The organism is Gorillibacterium sp. sgz306347, from assembly GCF_059735245.1.
The window spans coordinates 1-22,321 of sequence record NZ_JCAPET010000045.1 but is presented as its reverse complement, the minus strand read 5'-3'; the positions used below and the strand labels follow the sequence as shown (position 1 = coordinate 22,321).

Genomic DNA, 22,321 nt, shown 5'->3' with positions numbered 1-22,321 from the left:
TCGACAAACCAAGAAAATAGTGGGTCGCACGGCAAGAAGCGGCGGCCAAGGGATGGGGTACGGGATGGAGAAATCGCGCAAGGGGATAAAATTGGGGATGCAGGTTTTTTTGCTGACCACCGTATTGATCCTGTTAGCGGTCGGCACGTTGGGCGGCATTTCGGTTACGAAGGAAGAGAAGCTGATCAAGCAGGAGACGGAGGCCTCCATGCGGGTGCAGCTGAAGCTGGAGAAGACGTTGTTTGATATGAAATACCCCGGCGATTGGGAAGCGCGCGACGGCGTCCTTTACAAAGGCGGCGTAGCCTTGAACGACAATCATGAAGTGATGGACGCGGTGACGCAGTCGACGGAAGGAAACCTGGTGACGCTTTTCCTGGGCGATACCCGCATCGCCACCTCGGTTAAGGACGAAGCGGGCAACCGGAAAACGGGCACACAGGCTTCTCCCGAAGTGGCGGAGCGCGTTCTGACGAATGGCGAGATTTACGTCGGCATGGCGAACGTGGCGGGACAAGCGATCTTTTCCGCGTATGAGCCGATCCGGTCCGCCGACGGGACCCCCATCGGCATGATGTACATCGGAGACCCGAAGGCCCAGGAGAAGATTGTTGAAGCGCGCAATCAAGCGCTCGTCTTCTTCTCCTTGTCCGAGCTGGTGATTTTGCTGGTAGCGGCCGCATCCGCCTATGTGTTTTCCCGGCGCCTGACCGGCAAAATCCGGGCTGTGGAAAACAAGCTGGTTCAGGTCGCATCCGGAAATCTGACCCCGGAAAACATTCCGGTTCGCGGGCGGGACGAGATCGCGCACCTGACCGCCAACGTGAACCTCATGAACGAGGACTTGCGGACCATGGTCGCTTCCATCAGCGAGGTCACGCATCAAACGGCGTCTTCGTCCCAGGAGCTTGCGGCGGTAGCCGAAGAAACGAGCGCTTCGACGGAGCATGTCGGCGCCATTACCGAGAAGCTGGCGGGCGGGGCGGAGGAGCAGATGCTGCTTGTCCGCCAAACGGCTGAGACGCTGTCCGCCATGGGCGGCGAGATCGGACGGATCTCCGGCCTGGCGCGTGAAGCCGATACGCTGATGGATAGCGCGGCCGCCCTGGCAGAGACGGGCCGGCGGGAAGGCGGAGAAGTGCTGGCGCACATGCGCGAGGTCATGAATTCGACCCGGCAGACGCATGACGCGATCGAGAAGCTTGCGGAACGGTCCGGCGAAATCGGCGGCATCGCGGCCATCCTGGCCGGCATCTCCAAGCAGACGAATCTGCTGTCGCTTAATGCGGCCATTGAAGCCTCCCGTGCCGGGGAAAGCGGCAAGGGCTTTGCCGTCGTCGCCGCGGAAATCCGCAAGCTGGCCGAGCAATCGGCTGTCTCCGCCGAGCAGGTGAGCGAGCTGGTGCGCGAAATTTTGACCGACACCAAAAACGCCTCGGAGTGGATCTCGGCCGATTTGCAGGCCGTTCAAGCCGGGACCGATCTGTCCGAGCATATTAACGGCGCATTGGCGGACATCCAGTCCTCCGTGGCCGAGGTAGCGGCAAAGCTGGCGGAAACGACAGAAGCCATTAGCCTGCTGAACAGGGGCGGGGAAGAAATATCCGCCCTGATGGAGAAGGTCCAGGACGCCGCCGGACAAAGCACGGACGCCACCCAGCAAGTATCGGCCACCTGCGAAGAGCAGCTTGCGGCCATGCAGGAAATTTCCGCTTCGTCGCAGGCGCTCGCCGGACTCGCGGAAAGGCTGCAGGACTTGCTCGGCAAATTCCGGTTGTAAGGACTGCACCGGATTGCATCAAAAAGGCGAAGGCACCGGGGACGCAAGCACGTCCGGTTCCTTCGCCTTTTCCGTTGGTTCAAAGACGGTTCTTACAGCTTGTTGAACGTATCGGTCAGAACCGGTACGATCTGCGCCTTGCGGGAAACAACGCCCTTCAGGAGCGCCGTGTTGTTTTCCAGCTTGACCTGATAAGCCAGCTCGGCGGCATGCGCCGACGGTCCGATGGCAAGGGCGGTGGAATCGCTGTTCAAAATGTCGGTTACCACGAAGAAGAACAGATCCAGCCCTTTCTGTCCGATGATCCCGTTGATCGCGGTCTCCAGCTCTGCCTGACGCGTAAGCACATCGGCGGGATCAACCACGTTGACCTGGGCGATTTCGACTTTTTTGCCGCCCATTTCGAATTCCTTGGCATCAAGGGACAGGAGCTCCGCGATCGTTTTCTTGCTCATGTCGGCCCCGGCCTTGAGCATGTTCAGGCCGTACGTATCGATGTCCACGCCGGCGATTTCGGCCAGCACTTTGGCAGCCGCCACATCCAGCGGGGTGCAGGTCGGCGACTTGAACAAGAGGGAATCCGAGATGATGGCGGACAGCATCAGTCCCGCAATTTCGGGCCGAATTTCGACGTCATGCTCTTTGTACAGCTTCAGGATGATGGTCGCGGTGCAGCCGACCGGCTCGGCGCGGTAATACAGCGGCCCGCTCGTTTCAAAATTGCTGATCCGGTGATGGTCGATGACCTCGGCTACCCGAACCTGGTCGATGTCCGGGGCGCTTTGCTGCCGCTCGTTATGGTCGACCAGAATGACCGTTTTGGTTTCGCCGGCGACGCCTTCCACCAGCCGGGGAGCGGGGACGTTGAAACGGTCCAGCGCAAATTGCGTTTCCCCGTTTACGTTGCCAAGCCGCACCGCTTCGGCGTCCATGCCCAGCGTTTTTTTCAGTTCCGCATACGCAATGGCGGAGCAGATCGTATCCGTATCCGGATTTTTGTGTCCGAAAACCAGCGTTTTCTCCATCTTATTTCTCCTTTTGGTAGGTAATGCTTTCTTCACCCATTTTACGCTGTCTTGTCCCGGAGTTCAATATCCCACTATTATACTCGGACTGACAAGCGATCCCGCAAACAAAATGCAAAAAACGGAACCGTTGGACGGTCCCGTTCGTATTGTTGAAAAAAGAAATTGAAAAAACATAGAAGAAATGATAAAATAGCTTGGATCATATTCATGATGTAATTTTGTTTATCATATCATATTAGACCTGAACTGTCAACCATGAAGCTGGAATCAGACGCCAGTTAAAGGAGGAGCGAGCAGAGGCTGCAGAAGGTTTCCGGATCTAATGCTCGATAATGCGAAAGAGAAGAAAGACATCACTCGTCGGGGGTGCGGAGCCATATGGAAAACATCACGGGAAACGACACAAAACCGGAATTCGCTTTTGATCAAATGAAACGGGATCCTATGACGGAGCCGGTCAAGGATGAAGAAGTGACCGATTACGACATCAGCCTGCCCGCCGGCTTTAAGGTTGACGATCCGGTCCGGCTGTACCTGAAGGAAATCGGACGGATTCAGCTGCTTTCGGCGCAGGAAGAGATCGAGCTGGCCGAGCGTATCAAGGCCGGGGACGAACGAGCCAAACGCCAGCTGGCGGAAGCCAACCTTCGTCTTGTGGTCAGCATAGCCCGCCGGTATGTGGGCCGAGGAATGCTTTTCCTGGACCTTATCCAGGAAGGAAACATGGGTCTCATGAAGGCGGTCGAGAAGTTCGACCATGAAAAAGGCTTCAAATTCAGCACCTACGCCACCTGGTGGATCCGGCAGGCCATCACGCGCGCCATCGCCGACCAGGCGCGGACGATCCGCATACCGGTGCACATGTTCGAAACAATCAACAAGCAAGTGAGAATTTCCCGGCAGCTGCTGCAGGACCTTGGACGCGAGCCAACCTCCGAAGAAATCGCCAAAGAGATGGACCTCCCGGAAGAAAAGGTTTTGGAAATCATGAAGATCGCACAGGAGCCGATTTCGCTCTACACGCCTATCGGGGAAGAAAACGACTCCAGTCTGGGTGACTTTATCGAAGATCAGGATGCGTTGGCCCCGGTAGATTCCGCTTCGTATCATATGCTAAAGGAGCAGCTGGAGGACGTCCTGGATACGCTGACGGAGCGGGAAATGAACGTCCTGCGGTTGCGTTTCGGACTGGACGACAACCGTACGAGAACCCTTGAGGAAGTGGGCAAAGCCTTTGGCGTGACGCGTGAGCGCATTCGCCAGATAGAGGCGAAGGCACTGCGCAAGCTTCGTCATCCGAGCCGGAGCAAAAGGCTCAAGGACTTTCTGGACTGACTGGAATCCAAAACGCAGGAACCCGCTTCGTGGAATCATACTTCTATAAAATAGACGATTAATGTGATTAACAAATATCCGCTTACTTAATCATCTAAACGATTCATGCTGTTTCAAAAACCATCGTTTACACGCCTTCCGTTACATCCAAAAGCTGTCCTGCCGGTTCTTCCAAACCGGTGGGGGCAGTTTTTTTCTTTCTCCTCGGGGTTCCACTGCAAGCTTTCTCATTCGCACCGCCTGTTTCCTTCGCCTTCCTGTTATTCCCCCACACCAAACTGCGGGAAACCGCCATACCTTTAAAAGAGAACCGGACAGGTTCGAAACAGCGGGAAAGGAAGTGTCGGGGAATGGCGGACGGCTGCAACCGCAATGCGACGGGGGCTTGCTCCGATGCAGGCGGAAACACCACAACAGCCAGCGGCTTTGCGTCCCGGGCGGAAGGGTACCAAACAACGGCCTCCGGCGTCGGCGCCCATGCGGAAGGCATCCAAACCAGCGCAGGAGGAAGCGGCGCCCACGCGCAAAACGGCAATACGATCGCTTCCGGCGATGCCTCTCATGCCGAAGGAAGCCTGACCTCCGCAAGCGGATTCGCTTCCCATGCGGAAGGCGTTCAAACCATTGCCAGCGGCAACCTGTCGCATGCCGAAGGCGGACAAACCTTGGCCAGCGGGGTATCTTCCCACGCGGAAGGGAATTTGACCATCGCCACCGGGTTTGCCTCGCATGCGGAGGGTGAGTACGCCCTGATCGACGGCCAGCCCGTCTACACCATTGCATACGGAGAAGCTTCCCATGCGGAAGGGCAGGCCACCAACGCGCTCGGCGAAGCGACTCATGCCGAAGGGTTTCAGACAACGGCGGGCACTTTAACCTCCGGGCTCGCCGCGCACTCGGAAGGCTATTTGACAATGGCGATCGGGGAACAAACGCATGCCGAAGGGCTCCGCACCCGGGCGCTCGGTATTGCCGCGCATGCGGAAGGAGGCGACACGACTGCCTCCGGCGACGTATCGCACGCCGAAGGCAGCGCAACAATCGCATCCGCCACGGCCGCCCATGCCGAAGGCTTCCAAACCAATGCGAACGGCATCGTTTCGCATACGGAAGGGATTTCCACCTCAGCGGGCGGGTTCACCGCAGCCCATGTAATGGGGCAGTTCGGGACCGCCAATGAGGCCACCTCCTGGTTTCTCGTCAACGGATCGATCCGGGCGAAGATTTCCGGCAATACCGGCATCGGTACTTTTACAGGGGGAACCAATATGGGTCCGGCCGACTATGCCGAGCTGTTCGAAACGGTGGACGGCGAGCCGATTGAACCGGGGTATTTTGTCACTCTTGAGGGCGATAAAATCCGCAAGGCTACTTCCAGGGACAGCTATTGGCTTGGGCTCACAAGCGCGACGCCCGGCGTGCTCGGAAACAGCGGGGATTTTGTATGGAAAGGGAAGTACCAAAAAGACGAATGGGGGAGGCCGGTCGAGGAAAGGGAGCCGAAGCCGCCGCGCGAAGGCGTCGATCCGGCCATCTTGACAGGGGTTAAGCTGGAGCCGGCAATAAATCCGGCGTGGGACCCGGAGCGGGTGTATGTCCCCCGCGCGGAACGGAAGGAATGGGTTGCCGTCGGCCTGCTCGGACAGCTTCTCGTCCGGGATGACGGAACTTGCGAGGCGAACGGCTACTGCGCGCCAAACGACGAAGGGATTGCAACGCGCGCGGATAACGGTTATCGGGTTATGAAGAGGACGGGGCCGAATCAGCTTTTGGTCATGGTCAAATAAGCAAAGAAGAAGCATAGAAAAGAGAGCTTCCCGCAGGGGAAAGCTCTCTTTTTTTCGTGAAAAAGGAGGGGTCAGCGGCCCTCCCGCACGAAAGCATCCACGCGTGTTTTGATGGCATCCCGCACTTGACGGAACTTGGCCATCACGTCTTCTTCGCTGCCCGCCGCTTTGGCCGGGTCGTCAAAGCCCCAATGCCATTTCACGACGTTTGGATTCGAGATAGCGGGACAATGCTCATCCGCATGGCCGCACAGCGTAATCACGTAATCGGCCCGGTTTAACAGCTCGGGATCGATGACATCCGACGTGTGCCCGCTGATGTCCACACTAGCGTCCTTCATGACTTGCACCGCCCGCGGGTTCAAGCCATGCGCCTCCAGGCCGGCGCTTTTTACTTCATAGCGGTCGCCGCCCAGTGCCTTTAAAAAGCCGTCGGCCATCTGGCTTCTGCAGGAATTTCCGGTACACAGGAAATAAACAATCGGTTTCTTCATCTTTTCTTACTCCTTATCGACGTTTATGGGAAGCGGAGCTGCAGGCGGAAAATACTTTTTCCCGAACCACAGCGCCACGTTGACCAACGCAATCATCACCGGCACCTCTACCAAAGGACCAATAACGGCAGCAAAGGCGGCGCCCGAATGAATGCCAAAAACTCCGACCGCAACGGCGATCGCCAGCTCAAAGTTGTTGCTCGCCGCGGTAAACGCAAGCGTGGAAGTGACCGGATAAGGTGCGCCCGCTTTTTTGCCCATGTAAAACGAGATCAGAAACATCACTACAAAATAAATCAGCAGAGGAACCGCGATGCGAAGGGCGTCGAGCGGCAGTTCCACAATCATGTCCCCTTTTAGGGAAAACATAACGACAATCGTAAACAGGAGAGCGATCAAGGTAACCGGGCTAAGCTTGGGCAAAACCGTTTTTTCATACCAATCGCGCCCCTTCGCCCGGGTGAGGGAAAAACGGGTCAACAGGCCGGCAAGGAAAGGGATGCCCAAGTAGACAAAAACGCTTTTTGCGACTTCCCCCATGGTGATGGGGACGACCATTCCTTCAAGCCCGAACCAGCCCGGCATAAGCGTCACAAACAAATAGGTATATACCGAGTAGAACAGCACCTGAAAAATCGAGTTGAACGCCACCAGCCCTGCGGCATATTCCGTATCTCCTTTGCACAAGTCATTCCAGACGATCACCATAGCGATGCAGCGGGCGAGCCCGATCATGATGAGCCCGACCATATATTCCGGATATCCCCGCAAAAAAACGACGGCCAGCACGAACATGAGCAGGGGGCCGATCAGCCAATTTTGCAGCAGGGAGAGCCCGAGAATTTTCCCGTTTCGAAACACACGCCCCAATTCTTCATACCGGACTTTTGCAAGGGGAGGAAACATCATCAATATAAGGCCGGCCGCGATCGGAAGGGAGGTGGTTCCAATCTGAAACCGGTTCAGGAAGTCGACAAAAGAGGGGAGTGTGTTCCCGAGAAAAATGCCGATTCCCATGGCAAGAAAAATCCAGAGCGTCAAATACCGGTCCAAAAAGGACAGCCGCTTGTTGACCTGTGATACCATACCGTTACACTCCTTTGTTTACCGCCTAGCAGCAGCGGTCGGGGTTTTCAGCGCGCACCCGATCCACTTGTTCACGTTGGGAGGGAAGCATCTGCAAAAGCGAGAGCAGATAAGGCTTGTCATCCAATTGAAGTGAGTAATAAATCCATTGTCCTTTGCGGGCTTCCGTGACCAGCTTGCTGTCCTTCAGCTTGCGCATGTGCTGGCTTACGTTCGGCTGGCTCGTTTGAAGCAGCTCGGCCAGCTCGCACACGCAGCATTCCCTTTCATGGAGAAAGGAAAGGATGGACAATCTAGTTTTGTCGCCCATGAGCTTAAGTTCATCAGCCAATTGCTCAACCGGGATCAAGAAAAAACCTCCTTACAAGATTCGGTGGTGGACAAAATCCCGCTTCTGTTGTTTGTGCCGGAATCATTATATAATTATTTGATTATATAATACAACATTTTTTCTTCCATAAAGGATAAGGATCTTTGCGTAAGACTTTATTCTATCTGCACATGTTTACATAATATATATTATGGTAAGTAATTAGTGGTTACATGTTTGCCAAGTAGACAGAAGGGATAAAATAATTTATGCTGATACTTATTATAAGTATTATAATAATGGGGAGAAGTTTCGGTGAAGCCACTTGCAAACAACACGAGGAATGTAAAAAAAATGAACCTGGAGCTGGTTCGGCAAACGCTGCGAACCCTGAAGCAAGCCACGAAGGCTATGGTTTCGCAAGCCACCGGTTTAAGCGTGGCCAGCTGCGGCAGCATCCTTAACGAATTGACGGCCGCCGGTGAAGTGCTGGAAACGGATGTTGAGGAGTCGAGCGGCGGCCGGCCGGCCAAAGTTTTTCGGTACAACATGAATTTCTCCTACATTGCTTGTCTTATTGTGAAAGCAGGCGTTCACTCGCACTCTCTTTCTTACACGGTGGCTAATTTGGACGGAGAAGCGGTGGAGCAGGGCGTCGAAGACCACGCCAGATTAGAGGAAACTGTCCTTTACCGGCGGCTTGATCAGTTGATGGCCCGATACCCGCAAATCCGGGCGGTCGGGATTGGCGTGCCGGGCGCCGTGAATCAAGGCATTATTAACGTCTGCGACATTCCGGAGCTGATTAATGTTGCGTTAGAGACCACCATTCGCCAAAAACATGAGGTCGAGGTCATTGTGGAGAACGACATGAATTTGACCGTATACGGCTTTTATCAGAAGCAGGAGAAAGGAGGGAGGCGAACTGTAGCAGTAGCGACCTTTATTGAAGGTTCTCTCCCCGGAGCGGGCATCATGATCGAAGGGCGTATTCACCGGGGGAATACGAGGTTTGCCGGAGAGATCGCCTTTTTGCCGTTTGGGATGTCCCAAAAGGAGCAATTTCGCCGGCTTCATGACCGAAATACGTTTCACCTTTTGGCCGCCCATGCCGCAGCAAGCCTGATCGCCGTCCTCAATCCCGAGACACTCGCGCTGACAGGGAATCTGGTGCAGCCTTCCGATGTTGACCGGATCCGTCAAGAGTGCCTGAAAATCATCCCCGAGATGCATATGCCGCACCTGACCCTGCTGGAAAATCCCGATGACGATTACAAGGGCGGGTTGATAGCAATGACTTTGGAAAGCCTTTCCTATTCGCTGGAGCTGGTAGAGAAACGCAGGTGAGTGGAGAACAGCGAATCTTCATTTCACCAACGGCTGGATGATAGTTTACATAAGAAAGGAATGGAAAGCAAATATGAAAACGGAAAAACAAAAAATGCTGAGCGGCGAACTTTATCTCGCCTCTGATCCTGAACTTACGCGGGAACGGGAATATGCCAGACGAATGACACGCTTGTACAATCAAACTACAGAGACAGATTATGAACTTCGCATACAGCTTCTGAAGGAACTCCTGGGTTCGACGGGAAACAATTTTGGAATGGAGCCGAATATCCGATTCGATTACGGGTATAACGTTCACGTCGGGGAAAATTTCTATGCCAATTTTGACTGTACCATCCTGGATGTATGTGAGGTTCGAATAGGCGATAACTGTCTGCTTGGACCAGGCGTTCACGTGTATACGGCCACGCATCCCGTAAATCCGTTTGAAAGAAGCAAAGGACCGGAATACGGGAAACCGGTAAAGATTGGCAATAATGTATGGGTCGGCGGGCGAGCCGTGATTAATCCGGGTGTAACGATTGGCGACAACGTGATCATTGCTTCAGGAGCCGTCGTCACAAAAGATGTACTGGATAACGCAATCGTCGGCGGCAATCCGGCGAAAGTGATCAAACAAATCGAGCTATAAAAAAACTGCCGCTTAGCATAAAGAGCTGTGCAAACTAAACAGCCGCACGTATAAAATATCACGCATAAAGAATATTTAGGAATTTAAAAGACATTTATAGACCGATGCCAAAAAGCCTCTATACATATTCGCAAAACTCGTATTTTGTACATATGTATATATGAAGCCCCACAGCCTTGTGTTACTCGCAGTATTTTGGATCTATACAAATAAATATTTTGATAATGCCCCAATCATTTCGTTGAAATACTCCTGGTTATGTGGCACTACTTCTTTACGAGTAAAATATCGAGATATTTTAACTTTCACTTTATCTGGTTCACTTAGCAGAAATCCAGAACTAAGAATTCTTTTCTTTTGTCCGTTTAACAATTGAATAAATTCTCGAAAATCGATTTCAAAAACACCCGTTAGTTCATCTTCCTGAATAGCAAACTGATCAATCATATAATCGGAAGTAATATACAAAAATACGTTCGCTAGCTCACGGTCAATAATTGACTTGGTGATAATTTCATCTTTAATAACACCTAAGCTAATTAAATCTGAAAAGTCAACACTTATGCCCAGTTCTTCTTTTAATTCTCTCATTCCGTCCTCAATTGTTTCATCCTCTAAAATATGGCCTGCAGCAGAAATATCCAAAACATTTGGAAATTCTTTTTTGTTTTTACTCCTCAATTGAAATTGTAGAAAATTTCCGTTTTCTCGTTTGGACACTATCCAACAATGAAAGGTCTCATGCCAATATCCATTTTTATGTACTTCGTCCCTTCTGCTTACACCTTGAAGTCGATAATCTTCAGTAAAGTATTTAATATTCTCCATGTTTAATTTTCCTTTTTTATTAATTTACTCCCAATTATGGGTATTAATCCAATTATTCATTTCACTTGGGTAAATATCATTTACTTCAATATAACCTTGGCTCGCAAAAATTTTTAGCTCTTTTTCTTTACTTCGATATATTGCTTTGTAATGTGAACTTAATTGTTCCGAATATCCGTTATCCCCCGCTTACCCTAATATCTTGGGGAAGCCGCGTCAAAAATCGCCTCGTCGAGACGATTGATGGCGGCGTGACCACACGAATGAGGTGATTGGTGGGAATGTCTTCTTCTAAATCCATTGGTAAGCACAGTTGATCCATGGTATATTGAAGGTACAAAGAAGCCGTCTCCTTTTGGTTTATGGTTGGGTGGTACCTCCATTTTACCAGAGAGTGGTTTCTTTTTGTTTGACGATAAGAAGAAGAGGGTCGCCCCTCCGTCATCTATGATGACTTTTGGGACACCCTCCTTTATTTCACTCTAAATTAATTTCGACTTGATGAGAAGATTCCGGATCATTACGGCCACCTCGGCTCGTGTGACTTGCTCTTTGGGATCCAACACTCTGTCACTGCGGCCGGTTACGATTCCTGCCAGCAGCGTATCTGCAACACTGTTTCTGGCCCATACAGCCACTGAGCCTGCGTCCGTGAACTTGCCGAGCATCACTGCAGCGTCATGCCCTTGCAGTTTATCTTTCAAACCGCTGATCACCATCGCTTTGGCAATGATGACCATCGCCTGCTCACGCGTAATCTTAGCGTTCGGACGGAACGTGCCATCTTCGAAGCCGTTGATCAACCCGTAGGCCGCTGCCGTTTGTACGTAGCCGTTGAACCAGTCGCCGGATTGCACATCGCTGAACGGCGCTTTCCCATTCTCATTTCCGAGACCCAACCCGCGTACGATGACCGTGGCGAACTCAGCCCGGGTCATGTCTCGGTTCGGCTTGAACGTGCCGTCTTCAAATCCGTTGACCACCATCCGCGATCCCATGTCGTCCACTGCGTCCTTCGCCCAATGCTTTTTAGCGTCGGAGAACTCAAGAGGATGCCACACGACCGAGTACGTGCTGTTCGTCAAGCTGTTAATTTCGGCGTAGAACTTGCCATCATTCTGTACCACTTTTGTCGGCACGTGGCGTACTGTGCCGTCCGGCTCAATGACTACTCCCGTCGTAATCCGACTCGTATCGATGCCGTCCGGCAGAGCGATCGTACGCTTCACATAGGTGTTGAACTTGCTTACTTCCACCGTTTTATCGCCATGGACGGCGCGAACAGTAAAGTCAACCGCAGGGACGATCAGTGTAAATCTGCCGTTTGATGCGGCATCTTCGACCGTTTGTACTGTTGATGCTTTGGGCTCGGCGATTTCAATCTTGATAATAATATCCTGCAGCTGCACATTGCTACCCACCTGGGAGGAGATGGCGTCAATGTTGATCTGTTTCGCCGGCAGCGTATAGCTCGCATTTCCCGTCCAAATTTCTACTGTTGCCTGCTTATCCTCCATGTTCTTGACCATCCGGCCGTCCAACTCGCCTACAACAACGTCTGCGCCGGAGTTTACAGGAATAGTAACGATCGCGTTCTCGCCTTCTTCATCCAGCTTCGCCTGTAGCTTGGCCGGATCTACGGCAATCGTCGTCGTCTTAACACCGCCGGATTCTGTATTCGTTGCCTTGCCCGCACTCTCCTGCTTGCCATTGACGAGAACGATGGCATCGTTAGACGCAGGTGTCGTGGTGGTCGGCGGCGTCGAGACTGGCGGCGCCTGATTCGTCGCAAAGATCAGTGTCTTGCTCTCGCTGGCCAGTTTAGAAACAGTGGCTGCTATACGTACATTGACAGTATGTTTACCTGATAGATCCGGCACATTATTCCCGCTATATTTCACGTAGGAACCGCCGTCAACCGAAAACTCCATTGTCGTATCCAGACCATCAATTGTATTGGCGCTGTCATTAGCCATTGCTTCCGGAGCGGCGGCCCGTGATGGAACTTGCAGCGTCTGCGCTTCGCTGTCCGTCGTCGTTGTGCCGTTGCCGGTCTTCACGATCGAGAGCGACGTGCCCAGCCAGTTCAGCTCAATCGCCATCTTGCCGCTCGCATTGGCTGTTTTGCTGGCGCCATTTATCGTATAGGCTGCATTCGGGACAAATCCTGTCAGTTCTTCCGTCTCGTAGTTGATGACTGCTGCCGGTGTAATCTCCTGCGTCGCCGAGGTCGAACTCACCATTACTTGCACCGCTGCCGAAGCAAAAGCGCTGCTCGTTGCCTTCACGCGCACGTCATACGTGCCCGGTGCAAGACCGCTCACGGTTGTTCCCGTTACATCAGTCCACGTGTTCGTAGAGCTCAACTTGTACTCCATCGTACTTGCTGCGCCAGTGATCGTACCGTTCGAAGCTCCCGGATATGTCTCGTCCGTTTTGCCGACTCCCGATGGAGTCGCCGGACGGCTTGGGACCGCCAGCGTCTGCGCTGCGCTGTCCGTCGTCGTTGTGCCGTTGCCGGTCTTCACGATTGAGAGCGACGTGCCCAGCCAGTTCAGCTCAATCGCCATCTTGCCGCTCGCATTGGCTGTTTTGCTGGCGCCATTTATCGTATAGGCTGCATTCGGGACAAATCCTGTCAGTTCTTCCGTCTCGTAGTTGATGACTGCTGCCGGTGTAATCTCCTGCGTCGCCGAGGTCGAACTCACCATTACTTGCACCGCTGCCGAAGCAAAAGCGCTGCTCGTTGCCTTCACGCGCACGTCATACGTGCCCGGTGCAAGATCGCTCACGGTTGTTCCCGTTACATCAGTCCACGTGTTCGTAGAGCTCAGCTTGTACTCCATCGTACTTGCTGCGCCAGTGATCGTACCGTTCGAAGCTCCCGGATATGTCTCGTCTGTCTTTCCGACTCCCGATGGAGTCGCCGGACGGCTTGGGACCGCCAGCGTCTGCGCTTCGCTGTCCGTCGTCGTTGTGCCGTTGCCGGTCTTCACGATCGAGAGCGACGTGCCCAGCCAACTGTTATCGATGTCAATCGTGCCCGTGGCATCCGCTTGCACCGTCGTCCCGTTGATTTCGTACGAAGCATTCGGGACAAGTCCCGTCAGTTCTTCCGTCTCGTAGTTGATGACTGCTGCCGGTGTAATCTCCTGCGTCGCCGAGGTCGAGCTCACCGTTACTTGCACCGCTGCCGAAGCAAAAGCGCTGCTCGTTGCCTTCACGCGCACGTCATACGTGCCCGGTGCAAGACCGCTCACGGTTAAACCCGTTACATCGGTCCACGTGTTCGTAGAGCTCAGCTTGTACTCCATCGTACTTGCTGCGCCAGTAATCGTACCGTTCGAAGCTCCCGGATATGTCTCGTCTGTCTTTCCGACTCCCGATGGAGTCGCCGGACGGCTTGGGATCGCCAGCGTCTGCGCTTCGCTGTCCGTCGTCGTTGTGCCGTTGCCGGTCTTTACGATCGAGAGCGACGTGCCCAGCCAACTGTTATCGATGTCAATCGTGCCCGTGGCATCCGCTTGCACCGTCGTCCCGTTGATTTCGTACGAAGCATTCGGGACAAGTCCCGTCAGTTCTTCCGTCTCGTAGTTGATGACTGCTGCCGGTGTAATCTCCTGCGTCGCCGAGGTCGAACTCACCGTTGCTTGCACCGCTGCCGAAGCAAAAGCGCTGCTCGTTGCCTTCACGCGCACGTCATACGTGCCCGGTGCAAGATCGCTCACGGTTGTTCCCGTTACATCGGTCCACGTGTTCGTAGAGCTCAGCTTGTACTCCATCGTACTTGCTGCGCCAGTGATCGTACCGTTCGAAGCTCCCGGATATGTCTCGTCTGTCTTTCCGACTCCCGATGGAGTCGCCGGACGGCTTGGGATCGCCAGCGTCTGCGCTTCGCTGTCCGTCGTCGTTGTGCCGTTGCCGGTCTTTACGATCGAGAGCGACGTGCCCAGCCAGTTCAGCTCAATCGCCATCTTGCCGCTCGCATTGGCTGTTTTGCTGGCGCCATTTATCGTATAGGCTGCATTCGGGACAAGTCCCGTCAGTTCTTCCGTCTCGTAGTTGATGACTGCTGCCGGTGTAATCTCCTGCGTCGCCGAGGTCGAGCTCACCGTTACTTGCACCGCTGCCGAAGCAAAAGCGCTGCTCGTTGCCTTCACGCGCACGTCATACGTGCCCGGTGCAAGATCGCTCACGGTTGTTCCCGTTACATCAGTCCACGTGTTCGTAGAGCTCAGCTTGTACTCCATCGTACTTGCTGCGCCAATGATCGTACCGTTCGAAGCTCCCGGATATGTCTCGTCTGTCTTTCCGACTCCCGATGGAGTCGCCGGACGGCTTGGGATCGCCAGCGTCTGCGCTTCGCTGTCCGTCGTCGTTGTGCCGTTGCCGGTCTTTACGATCGAAAGTGTTTCTCCAAACCAGCCTTCAGCAATCGCAATGCTGCCTGAAGGACTAACTTTGATATCTGTGCCGTTAATTTTGTAATCCTCATTCGCCGAAAGGGCCGTCAGCTGCTCGTTCGTGAAGTTGATTGCTGCCGAAGGTGTCGTCTCCGGTAAAAGCACCATAGAAGGAGTCGTTACATCAATGTCATCAATTGCAATACTCCTTGCATTCGAGGAAAATAAGATGCCCAAACTTGTGATTCCATCGAAGTTTGACGGATTCGCGGGAACGAAAGCAGCATGTTCCCCAAAATATCCAGGGTCTTTCGTCTCCTCACCGATGGAGTCGGCATTAGGTTTAAAGGTGAAATTACCACCCCATAAACTTGGATCCGCAAACTTCAATCCGTTCAACTTAAATCGGTCACCGAATATACCATCGTTGTTTAAATCAACAGTCATTGTAATCAATAATGGAAACTCGGTATTTTCAGACAATGTTGCGTAGTCGCCGGTTAGTCCTGTCATCAAGTTAAAGGCTACGTCATTTGTTTTGATCCAAGTCTTTTCCGGAGTTAACAACTTAACAGAAACATTATTGGACGTGTTTTTTCCAGTAATTGTTTTGGCGTCAGCTGAGATTGTTGTTGTATTGCCGGTATCAAATGTAATTTTGGTGGGTGTGGCATTTACCGTCACTCGGGCCACCGCGCTCGTCGTCGTCGCCGTCTTTGTACCCGTTGCACTGTTGTCCGTATGGGTCACAATCGCATAATAATATGTCGTGCCTGCGTTGCCCGTCGGAACGCTGTACATTGCACTTTCCGCTCCTGGGATCAGCGTACCTCCCGTGTTGCTATTCGTAGAGTTGCTGTACCATTGATAGCTCAGCGTGCCGCTAGCATTGGCTGCAACTGACAGTGTAGCTGTATTGCCAACATTCACTACCTGATCTCCCGGCTGCGTCGTGATCGTCGGCGCAACTGCATCCGTCAGAGCATCGCCTATCGTCACTTTAAAAAACATGTCAATCTCTGAACAAACGTTTGAAACATTACAATAGGGACTAGTTATTTCTTCTAAGTATTCCCAGTGTACAATACCACCTGAGTAGGTATTATCCGAAATCATAATATCCATGGCGTCGGTATGCGGTGTAAAAACGAAGGTGTAGCGCTCTCCACTTGTTACACGCACTGTATCGTTGATTGGGATCTCGATAAATGGATATCTGTTATTATTCGGAGCCTCAAACGGAACATCCTGGTCATTAGTATGAATCTGTTGAACCGTTTGAGTATGCAAAACGGGCCCATTTCTTCCCTCTCCGGAACGAATCTCCAATGTCACATCGTCAAGGATCCTCGCAGAAATCATAATGCTTTCGATGACACCTGTCTTCGTCGCGGTGAAGGATTGTCCGATGTAACTCCCCGAACCAAGAGAACCTGTTACAAATGGAGAACTGGGATCATTGATTATTTCTGACTGCGCCGCTGTGACCATGTAGCTTTCGGTCATCATTTCACTATCTGTCATCCCGGCTTTACTGGCAATGGCTTTAATTGTCTGGCTGCTCGCAATATTGATCGGCGCGCTATACAAAGTGCTGCTGGTGGTCGGCGTTGTTCCGTCTGTTGTGTAATAGATCGATGCACCGCTCGTCGAACTCGTCAATGTCACTGACGTCCCTACTTCCACGGCCCCTCCAGCCGGATTGGCAGTTGGTGCAGAAACGGGAATTGTTCTAACATTAGAGATCGAAATATTATCAAAATATGGACTATCGTTTTGAGATAATGTGCCCATCTTGACTCGAAAGCCTGATATACCTTGTAAGTCGGAAACCCCTGATAGATTTCCCGTGGTTTTATACGTATTAATTGTAGAGGAAGCCGTTAAAGTAACAGGATTGCCTGATACGACAAAATCGGAACCGTTGAACTTCAGAGCTTGTATTGTGTATGTTCCGTTCGCCACATAGGGGGAGGTGGACCCCCACCGGATGTCCATACTGTTGAAATCGAAGACATAATTTGTATCATTTGTTCGAAAATCAATATAATTTATCCCTCCGCCCTGTATACGGAGAGCAGTATTATCACCGGATCCAAAACCAGATGAATTTACACCTCGAATCAAAAAAGCTGCTGTATTTGTTCCGCTTTCCGCTACCACATCAAGACCGTAATTGGCTGCGTTAGGAGCGGATAGCTGGTACGGAGTAGAGTATCCTGACGGAATTGAAGCATAATTAATACCTGATACAATGTTTGAATAAGTGATAACCCCCTCTGTCGGTGGTGTCGCTGCAAATACTTTCTTGGGCATAACGACCCCAGACACCACGCTGATCAACAACAGAATTGAAAGTGACAGGCCTGCGAATCGTCGTTTACTTTGCCTCAAAATAATCCCTCCGTAAAAATATCATGTGTTGATATAGTACTACGAAGCACTGAACAATTTCTGAACAATAGCATTTAAAACACATCACCATTGGGAACTTGCTTAATAAGCTACATTTCACCGGTGTTTTCAACAGCGGAAACAATGCTGTCCAGACCTTGCCCTAAAACATTCATGGCTTCCGCTAGAAAGGGAAATGATCGAACTTGTCGTCTTTGAGGATTGAATGGACTCGCCCAACTTCACGGCGGCTTTATCCATTTCCCGCAACACCTCGGCAGTTATCGAGTTCTTGTCTTTTAAATCGGACAAGAACTTGACAAAATAAAACAAAAAAACCGCGATTTGAGCGGTTTTTTAAGTTGCTTTGTTGTTGTCCTCCGACATCCGACAAGCAATATTTGCAACGCGAATGTACTTGTATTGTGGCTATCTGTGTTTTCATCCATCGAGCGAGTTATCATTTCAGTTGAGATTACCACCCATCATTAATAGTTATCCTTAACCTTGAGCTGCATCCGTGTTCATGTAATTGATTGCCCACATATGGCCGTCCAAGTCCTCGAAGGCCCAATGATACATAAATCCATAATCCTCAGGCTCTTCGTACGATTTCCCGCCCAAGGAGACCGCAGTATTCACGATTTCATCCACCTTTTCTCGGCTTTCGAAGGCCAATGCGATCGTCATTTGCGCATACTTTTCCGTATCAACGGCTTCCTTCTGCGTGAGCGATTTTAAAAGTTCTTTGGTGAGCAGCATGACCTGCAGGTCGTCGCCGATCACGATGGCTACCGACTTCTCATTCTCGGGGAATTGCGGGTTAAGCTCGAATCCTAGTCCGGTGAAGAACGCCTTCGATTGTTCTACGTTGTTTACAGGCAGATTGAAGCTCGTGAATGTGGACATTAAGGCCATTTTTAAACACCTCATCGTCAAATTGGTTTGTTGTCATGGTGCCTTCGTTTATTTAGACGAAAGCCGATCCGGGAATTCATCGGTTTACTTGAGGAACAAGCAGTTGTAAACCCGGCATATCAACGAGAAAAAATTAGATTGCTAAGGCCATTAAACAAACCGTCACGACTCATTCAGCAGCCTTGTAAACCGCTCTGAGATGTCAATTCCTTCCTTCCAGTCAACACCATCCTCGACTGCCCAGCATGCTTCAAGTACGCCACGTGCAATGCCCCATCGTGCAATGCGGCTGCGATCAAGGTTGAGCCGTTGCGATATAATCGCCACGCGGCGGCTTAGGACCGTATCGCAGTCTCCGTCACGATCGACGTAATTGAGCAAGTACTGTATCGTTTCGAAGCAAACATCTCCGATAATCCCTTTCGGATCGATGACCGCCCAGCCGCCATCACCATTCTGTAAAATATTCTCATGGTGTAAATCGCCGTGAATGAGCACGGTTTCGGTTGTCGTCCTTAGCAGATCCTCCAATGTCTCTTCAGCCCGTACAAACCAATGCTCGGGGAGCGGGCCTTCCGTGCCGAAGCGGTTGCGATAGCGGGCAAACGCCTCGAACCATCTTCGCAACGTGAGGAAATCCCTTTCCTCGGCGACAAACGGACTACGCAGACGCTCGAGCACCTCACAGAAAACTTCGGTCGCTTCTCTGTCATTTGTCGTAGCGGACAACGGCGTGCCGGGAAGAACACGTTCAAGCACAGCAGCGCCGAATTCATCCTTCCGCTCGATCACCCGAACGCCTCCTCTCCCTGCAAATGCAGTTAAGGTTCGCATCTCTTTCGCAAGATCTTCTTTCTCGAACGATAACTTGAGCACGATCGGCCTTCCCTCTCCATTCATGCCATGCGCGATATAGTTATAAGATAAATTGTCAAATGGCGCTACCACCTGAATACCAAAAAGCGCTTCACTCGTGGAAATCAAATCGGGCAGCGAGCGAACCCACTCTTCTACGCGCCTGCCGTAAGCCTTTACCATTTTCTCACGGAAATTGTCCGGTATTCTTGTCATGATCTTACGGAGCTCTCCCTTCACAACAACCTTTCTCATTTATTTATTGGTAAACACTCTATAGACGGTTTCCTTGTCATCTTGCACATAAACCACGTTGATTGTGCTCACTTTCCAATCCTGAAACGTTAAATAAACATATTCTCGATCAGAAATCGTAGCTATGATTCCTGTGGACTTTTGGTACCGTTCATCATTTGGTTCCAGGTAATTGATTTCAAATCTTTTTTTGCGATATTCTCCTAATTCGCTTTCGGTTAACTCGTTTATAAGTTTATTTTCCCAGGAATAACGGAAAGCCGAAACAAATTCTCCCGGCCCCTTCGTAAAGCAAAAAATAAGTTGTTTCCCGTCTTGCGTAGCAAAAGAACTCGGGAATACATTGGAGTCCCTTTCCGATGCGAATGACGAGGTATCGAAGGATCGAACCAGAGCCTTATCATTCCTATCATAAACATATACTCCGCCAGTGGTTTGAAATATTGCCTTAGCTTTATCTGCAAAAATAAGCTTGGGAGGTTCCGAGCCAATCATTAAATCATCCACTTTTGTTAGACCAATCTCAGGAATAACAACTTCCTTTTGATTTGCGGCTACCTCGGTTGAATTTATTTTGTCAGGATCACAATAACGAAGGATGATAAGGAGAATTGCAGCGCAAGCAACCAAAGAAATGCAGGAGAAAATTACAGCTTTTTTATTCATTTAACCTCCAAGGTAAACATGCTTTTCTCTCAATAGAAGAGTTTTTGCATAGCCATCTCCCGCTATTAATAAGAGTATACCATAGCATTTCAATTGAACATCAGAATTAGGTTATTATGGTATACGACGACAGAAAGAGCAAGGGATAACGAAAAATAATTTGCAGCGTCTCCACCACGAAAGTATGCTCCGAGCCATTCCCCTTTTAGGCGTTTAATCGAAGCCGCAAGAAACCTTCGCCTTGTTGCGGGTTTCTCATATCTTTCCTCCCTCCTTCAGGAATAAAATTTGACAAAGCGCAACCTATTGCGTAATGTATAAAGCAGTAATAAGCAACAGGTTGCGCTTTTGAGATGGAGGTAATGGCGATAGAAACCAAACCTTATTTATTCGGCAGTATCTTCCTTTTGTCGAACAAACTGCAAACGTTAGGCGATAACTATTTGAAGGAGATTACAGTAAAGCAGTGGTTTTTACTGATGATGATTCACAATCTTGGCAAGGAGCACCCTTCCGTTACCGAAGTTGCTGATTACATAGGCAGCACTCGCCAGAATGTGCGTAAAATGCTTCAGGTTCTGGCGGCCAACGGATATGTAGAGCTTACGGTCAATCCCGTGGACAAACGCAATCTGTCGGTGGCTTTAACCGCTCAAACCTACCGTTTCTTCACCCACTTTGAGGCCAGAGGCAGCGCCTTTTTACAGCAGCTCTTTAGCGGCATCCACCCGGAGCTGCTTGAAAACAGCAAACAAACCTTTGAAGCATTGTTTGAAAATATTGAAAGGATGGAAAAGAACGATGGCAAAAATAGCGGTCATCTATAAATCAAAATACGGCTTCACCGAAAAATACAGCCGGTGGATTTCGGAGGAACTGAGGGCCGACCTGCTTGAAGCCGATCAAACCGATCCCTCCGTATTAACGGGCTATGACGTCATCGTTTATGGCGGCGGGCTATATGCCGGCGGCGTCAGCGGCATTTCTTTGATGACGAAAAATTTTAAAAGCATCCGCGATAAGGAGCTGTTTCTCTTTACCGTAGGGGCCGCTGATGTAACGGACCCGCAAAATACGGATTCGATCCGATCCTCCCTCTCTCGCGCCTTTACTCCGGAAATGCAAGAAAAGATTAAGGTGTTTCACTTGCGTGGCGGAATGGACTACCCAAAAATGAATTTCATGCATCGGACCATGATGAATATGTTAATGAAAAAGGTGCGGAAAAAGTCGGAAGATGAGAGGAGCAGCGAGGAAAAAGCGATGGTTGATACTTACGGGCAAAAAGTAGACTTTACGGATCGCTCGACAATTGCCCCCTTGGTGCAGGCGATAAAAACAAAAGCAGGTTTTCCTATGAGCCTTCCTGCTGCGGAAAATGAAGCGGCCGCCAACCCGACGAGTTGACGGCCGTTGCCCGAAAAGCTTTGTCTTCAATTGGTTCGTTCCTTCAAGTACCAATCAACCGCATTCTGATACATAACTTTTTCGGCTTGATTTTCATTAAATATGTTGTAAATCAGTTCTATATCAGAATGTCATAGGGTCTCCTTGCTCTCGTGGAAGGAAGATCCGTCCCAAACATTAAAGCATCCGGATTCACCGAATAAATGGAACGGATAGCCTGTGCTGCATCAAGCTCGACCCTGCCAAAGCCTGTTGCTTTTCTCGAACGCCTTTGTCGACCAAGGACAAAAGGTTAGGAAAGCCTTCTTTGGATAAGCCCAGATGGTCAACCGATACAGCAGGAAGGTTTCCCAATACGGAGGCAATTTCAAGCAAAGCAGCAGAATCAATATATAATTCCACGTGCCAGCCTGCTAACTCATGAACTCTCCTTGCGAAGTAGTCTAAACGGGAAAGGTCTTCCGAGCCTCCTCGCTTAACATTAAAACGAATGTTCCTCTCCCCGCAGCCATGCAGCCTAATAATTTCTTCATCCGGTGTATCATGAGGAAGTCGGGTGACTCCAACAAAATTCTCACCAAGTTTTTGCAGTGCATCAATCAAATACGTTTGATCAAATCCTTGAAAGGAGCGGAAACCACGGCACCTCCTCTCTTGTTCCATTGTCGCACTATCTCTAAATAATCTTCACAGGTAAACGGTTCGGGAAAAATCCTTGATTCTACCCTGATAATAACGCAACGTCATAGTCTGTGGTACCCCGCCGGGGCATGGGTGGCTAACGGTTGCCACAG

Annotated in this window: 15 protein-coding genes and 2 pseudogenes; 7 read left to right on the top strand and 10 right to left on the bottom strand. The window is 50.9% G+C overall.

Translation table 11 applies throughout. The features are described from left to right. The first annotated feature begins 97 nt into the window (after positions 1–97). Complete coding sequence (locus AC6I6H_RS18715) at positions 98–1,780, top strand: methyl-accepting chemotaxis protein (RefSeq protein ID WP_497955520.1); 1,683 nt, start codon at positions 98–100, stop codon at positions 1,778–1,780. A 92-nt stretch (positions 1,781–1,872) separates the two neighbouring features. On the opposite strand, the gene AC6I6H_RS18710 is transcribed toward AC6I6H_RS18715, so the two are convergent. Continuing rightward, positions 1,873–2,805: a manganese-dependent inorganic pyrophosphatase gene (locus AC6I6H_RS18710; RefSeq protein ID WP_497955519.1), complete on the bottom strand. Its 933-nt coding sequence runs from the start codon at positions 2,803–2,805 to the stop codon at positions 1,873–1,875. Positions 2,806–3,159: 354 nt separating this feature from the next. Here AC6I6H_RS18710 and rpoD point away from each other — a divergent pair. Beyond that, a pseudogene (gene rpoD, locus AC6I6H_RS18705) lies at positions 3,160–4,143 on the top strand (RNA polymerase sigma factor RpoD); the annotation flags it as partial. A gap of 350 nt (positions 4,144–4,493) precedes the next feature. Then, positions 4,494–5,930 carry a peptidase G2 autoproteolytic cleavage domain-containing protein gene (locus AC6I6H_RS18700; RefSeq protein WP_497955518.1) on the top strand — a complete coding sequence of 479 codons (1,437 nt, stop codon included), beginning with the start codon at positions 4,494–4,496 and terminating at the stop codon, positions 5,928–5,930. Positions 5,931–6,001: 71 nt separating this feature from the next. On the opposite strand, the gene arsC is transcribed toward AC6I6H_RS18700, so the two are convergent. Genes arsC through AC6I6H_RS18685 form a run of 3 tightly spaced genes read right to left on the bottom strand, consistent with a single transcriptional unit; the run spans position 6,002 to position 7,859 of the window. After that, positions 6,002–6,424: an arsenate reductase (thioredoxin) gene (gene arsC, locus AC6I6H_RS18695; protein ID WP_497955517.1), complete on the bottom strand. Its 423-nt coding sequence runs from the start codon at positions 6,422–6,424 to the stop codon at positions 6,002–6,004. Between the two features lie 6 nt (positions 6,425–6,430). Then, on the bottom strand, positions 6,431–7,510 hold the full coding sequence (gene arsB, locus AC6I6H_RS18690; RefSeq protein ID WP_497955516.1) for an ACR3 family arsenite efflux transporter: 1,080 nt from the start codon (positions 7,508–7,510) through the stop codon (positions 6,431–6,433). Positions 7,511–7,535: 25 nt separating this feature from the next. After that, positions 7,536–7,859: an ArsR/SmtB family transcription factor gene (locus AC6I6H_RS18685; protein ID WP_497955515.1), complete on the bottom strand. Its 324-nt coding sequence runs from the start codon at positions 7,857–7,859 to the stop codon at positions 7,536–7,538. Positions 7,860–8,135: 276 nt separating this feature from the next. On the opposite strand from AC6I6H_RS18685, the gene AC6I6H_RS18680 reads away from it, so the two are divergent. Together AC6I6H_RS18680 and AC6I6H_RS18675 are read left to right on the top strand one after the other, a co-directional pair. Next, complete coding sequence (locus AC6I6H_RS18680) at positions 8,136–9,167, top strand: ROK family protein (RefSeq protein WP_497955514.1); 1,032 nt, start codon at positions 8,136–8,138, stop codon at positions 9,165–9,167. Between the two features lie 73 nt (positions 9,168–9,240). Further along, positions 9,241–9,801 carry a sugar O-acetyltransferase gene (locus AC6I6H_RS18675; RefSeq protein ID WP_497955513.1) on the top strand — a complete coding sequence of 187 codons (561 nt, stop codon included), beginning with the start codon at positions 9,241–9,243 and terminating at the stop codon, positions 9,799–9,801. A 201-nt stretch (positions 9,802–10,002) separates the two neighbouring features. Here AC6I6H_RS18675 and AC6I6H_RS18670 read toward each other — a convergent pair whose 3' ends face one another. The 5 genes from AC6I6H_RS18670 to AC6I6H_RS18650 form a co-directional block, all read right to left on the bottom strand. Further along, complete coding sequence (locus tag AC6I6H_RS18670) at positions 10,003–10,629, bottom strand: NUDIX hydrolase (protein WP_497955512.1); 627 nt, start codon at positions 10,627–10,629, stop codon at positions 10,003–10,005. A 482-nt stretch (positions 10,630–11,111) separates the two neighbouring features. Next, on the bottom strand, positions 11,112–17,426 hold the full coding sequence (locus tag AC6I6H_RS18665; RefSeq protein ID WP_497955511.1) for an S-layer homology domain-containing protein: 6,315 nt from the start codon (positions 17,424–17,426) through the stop codon (positions 11,112–11,114). Positions 17,427–17,927: 501 nt separating this feature from the next. Then, positions 17,928–18,344: a VOC family protein gene (locus AC6I6H_RS18660; RefSeq protein ID WP_497955510.1), complete on the bottom strand. Its 417-nt coding sequence runs from the start codon at positions 18,342–18,344 to the stop codon at positions 17,928–17,930. A 162-nt stretch (positions 18,345–18,506) separates the two neighbouring features. Continuing rightward, positions 18,507–19,415: an aminoglycoside phosphotransferase family protein gene (locus AC6I6H_RS18655; RefSeq protein ID WP_497955509.1), complete on the bottom strand. Its 909-nt coding sequence runs from the start codon at positions 19,413–19,415 to the stop codon at positions 18,507–18,509. A gap of 39 nt (positions 19,416–19,454) precedes the next feature. Next, positions 19,455–20,120, bottom strand: a complete 666-nt coding sequence (locus tag AC6I6H_RS18650) for a hypothetical protein (protein ID WP_497955508.1) — start codon at positions 20,118–20,120, stop codon at positions 19,455–19,457. A gap of 353 nt (positions 20,121–20,473) precedes the next feature. Between AC6I6H_RS18650 and AC6I6H_RS18645 the strand changes: the two genes are divergently transcribed. Then, a complete protein-coding gene (locus AC6I6H_RS18645; protein ID WP_497955507.1) occupies positions 20,474–20,947 on the top strand; it encodes a MarR family winged helix-turn-helix transcriptional regulator in 474 nt (157 codons plus the stop codon). After that, positions 20,922–21,527, top strand: coding sequence for a flavodoxin domain-containing protein (locus tag AC6I6H_RS18640; RefSeq protein ID WP_497955506.1), 606 nt, complete (start codon positions 20,922–20,924; stop codon positions 21,525–21,527). The genes AC6I6H_RS18645 and AC6I6H_RS18640 overlap by 26 nt, the downstream gene beginning before the upstream one ends. 26 nt (positions 21,528–21,553) lie before the next feature. Here the strand turns inward: AC6I6H_RS18640 and AC6I6H_RS18635 are convergent. Continuing rightward, positions 21,554–22,261, bottom strand: a pseudogene (locus tag AC6I6H_RS18635) (amidohydrolase family protein). Between the last annotated feature and the right edge of the window lie 60 nt (positions 22,262–22,321).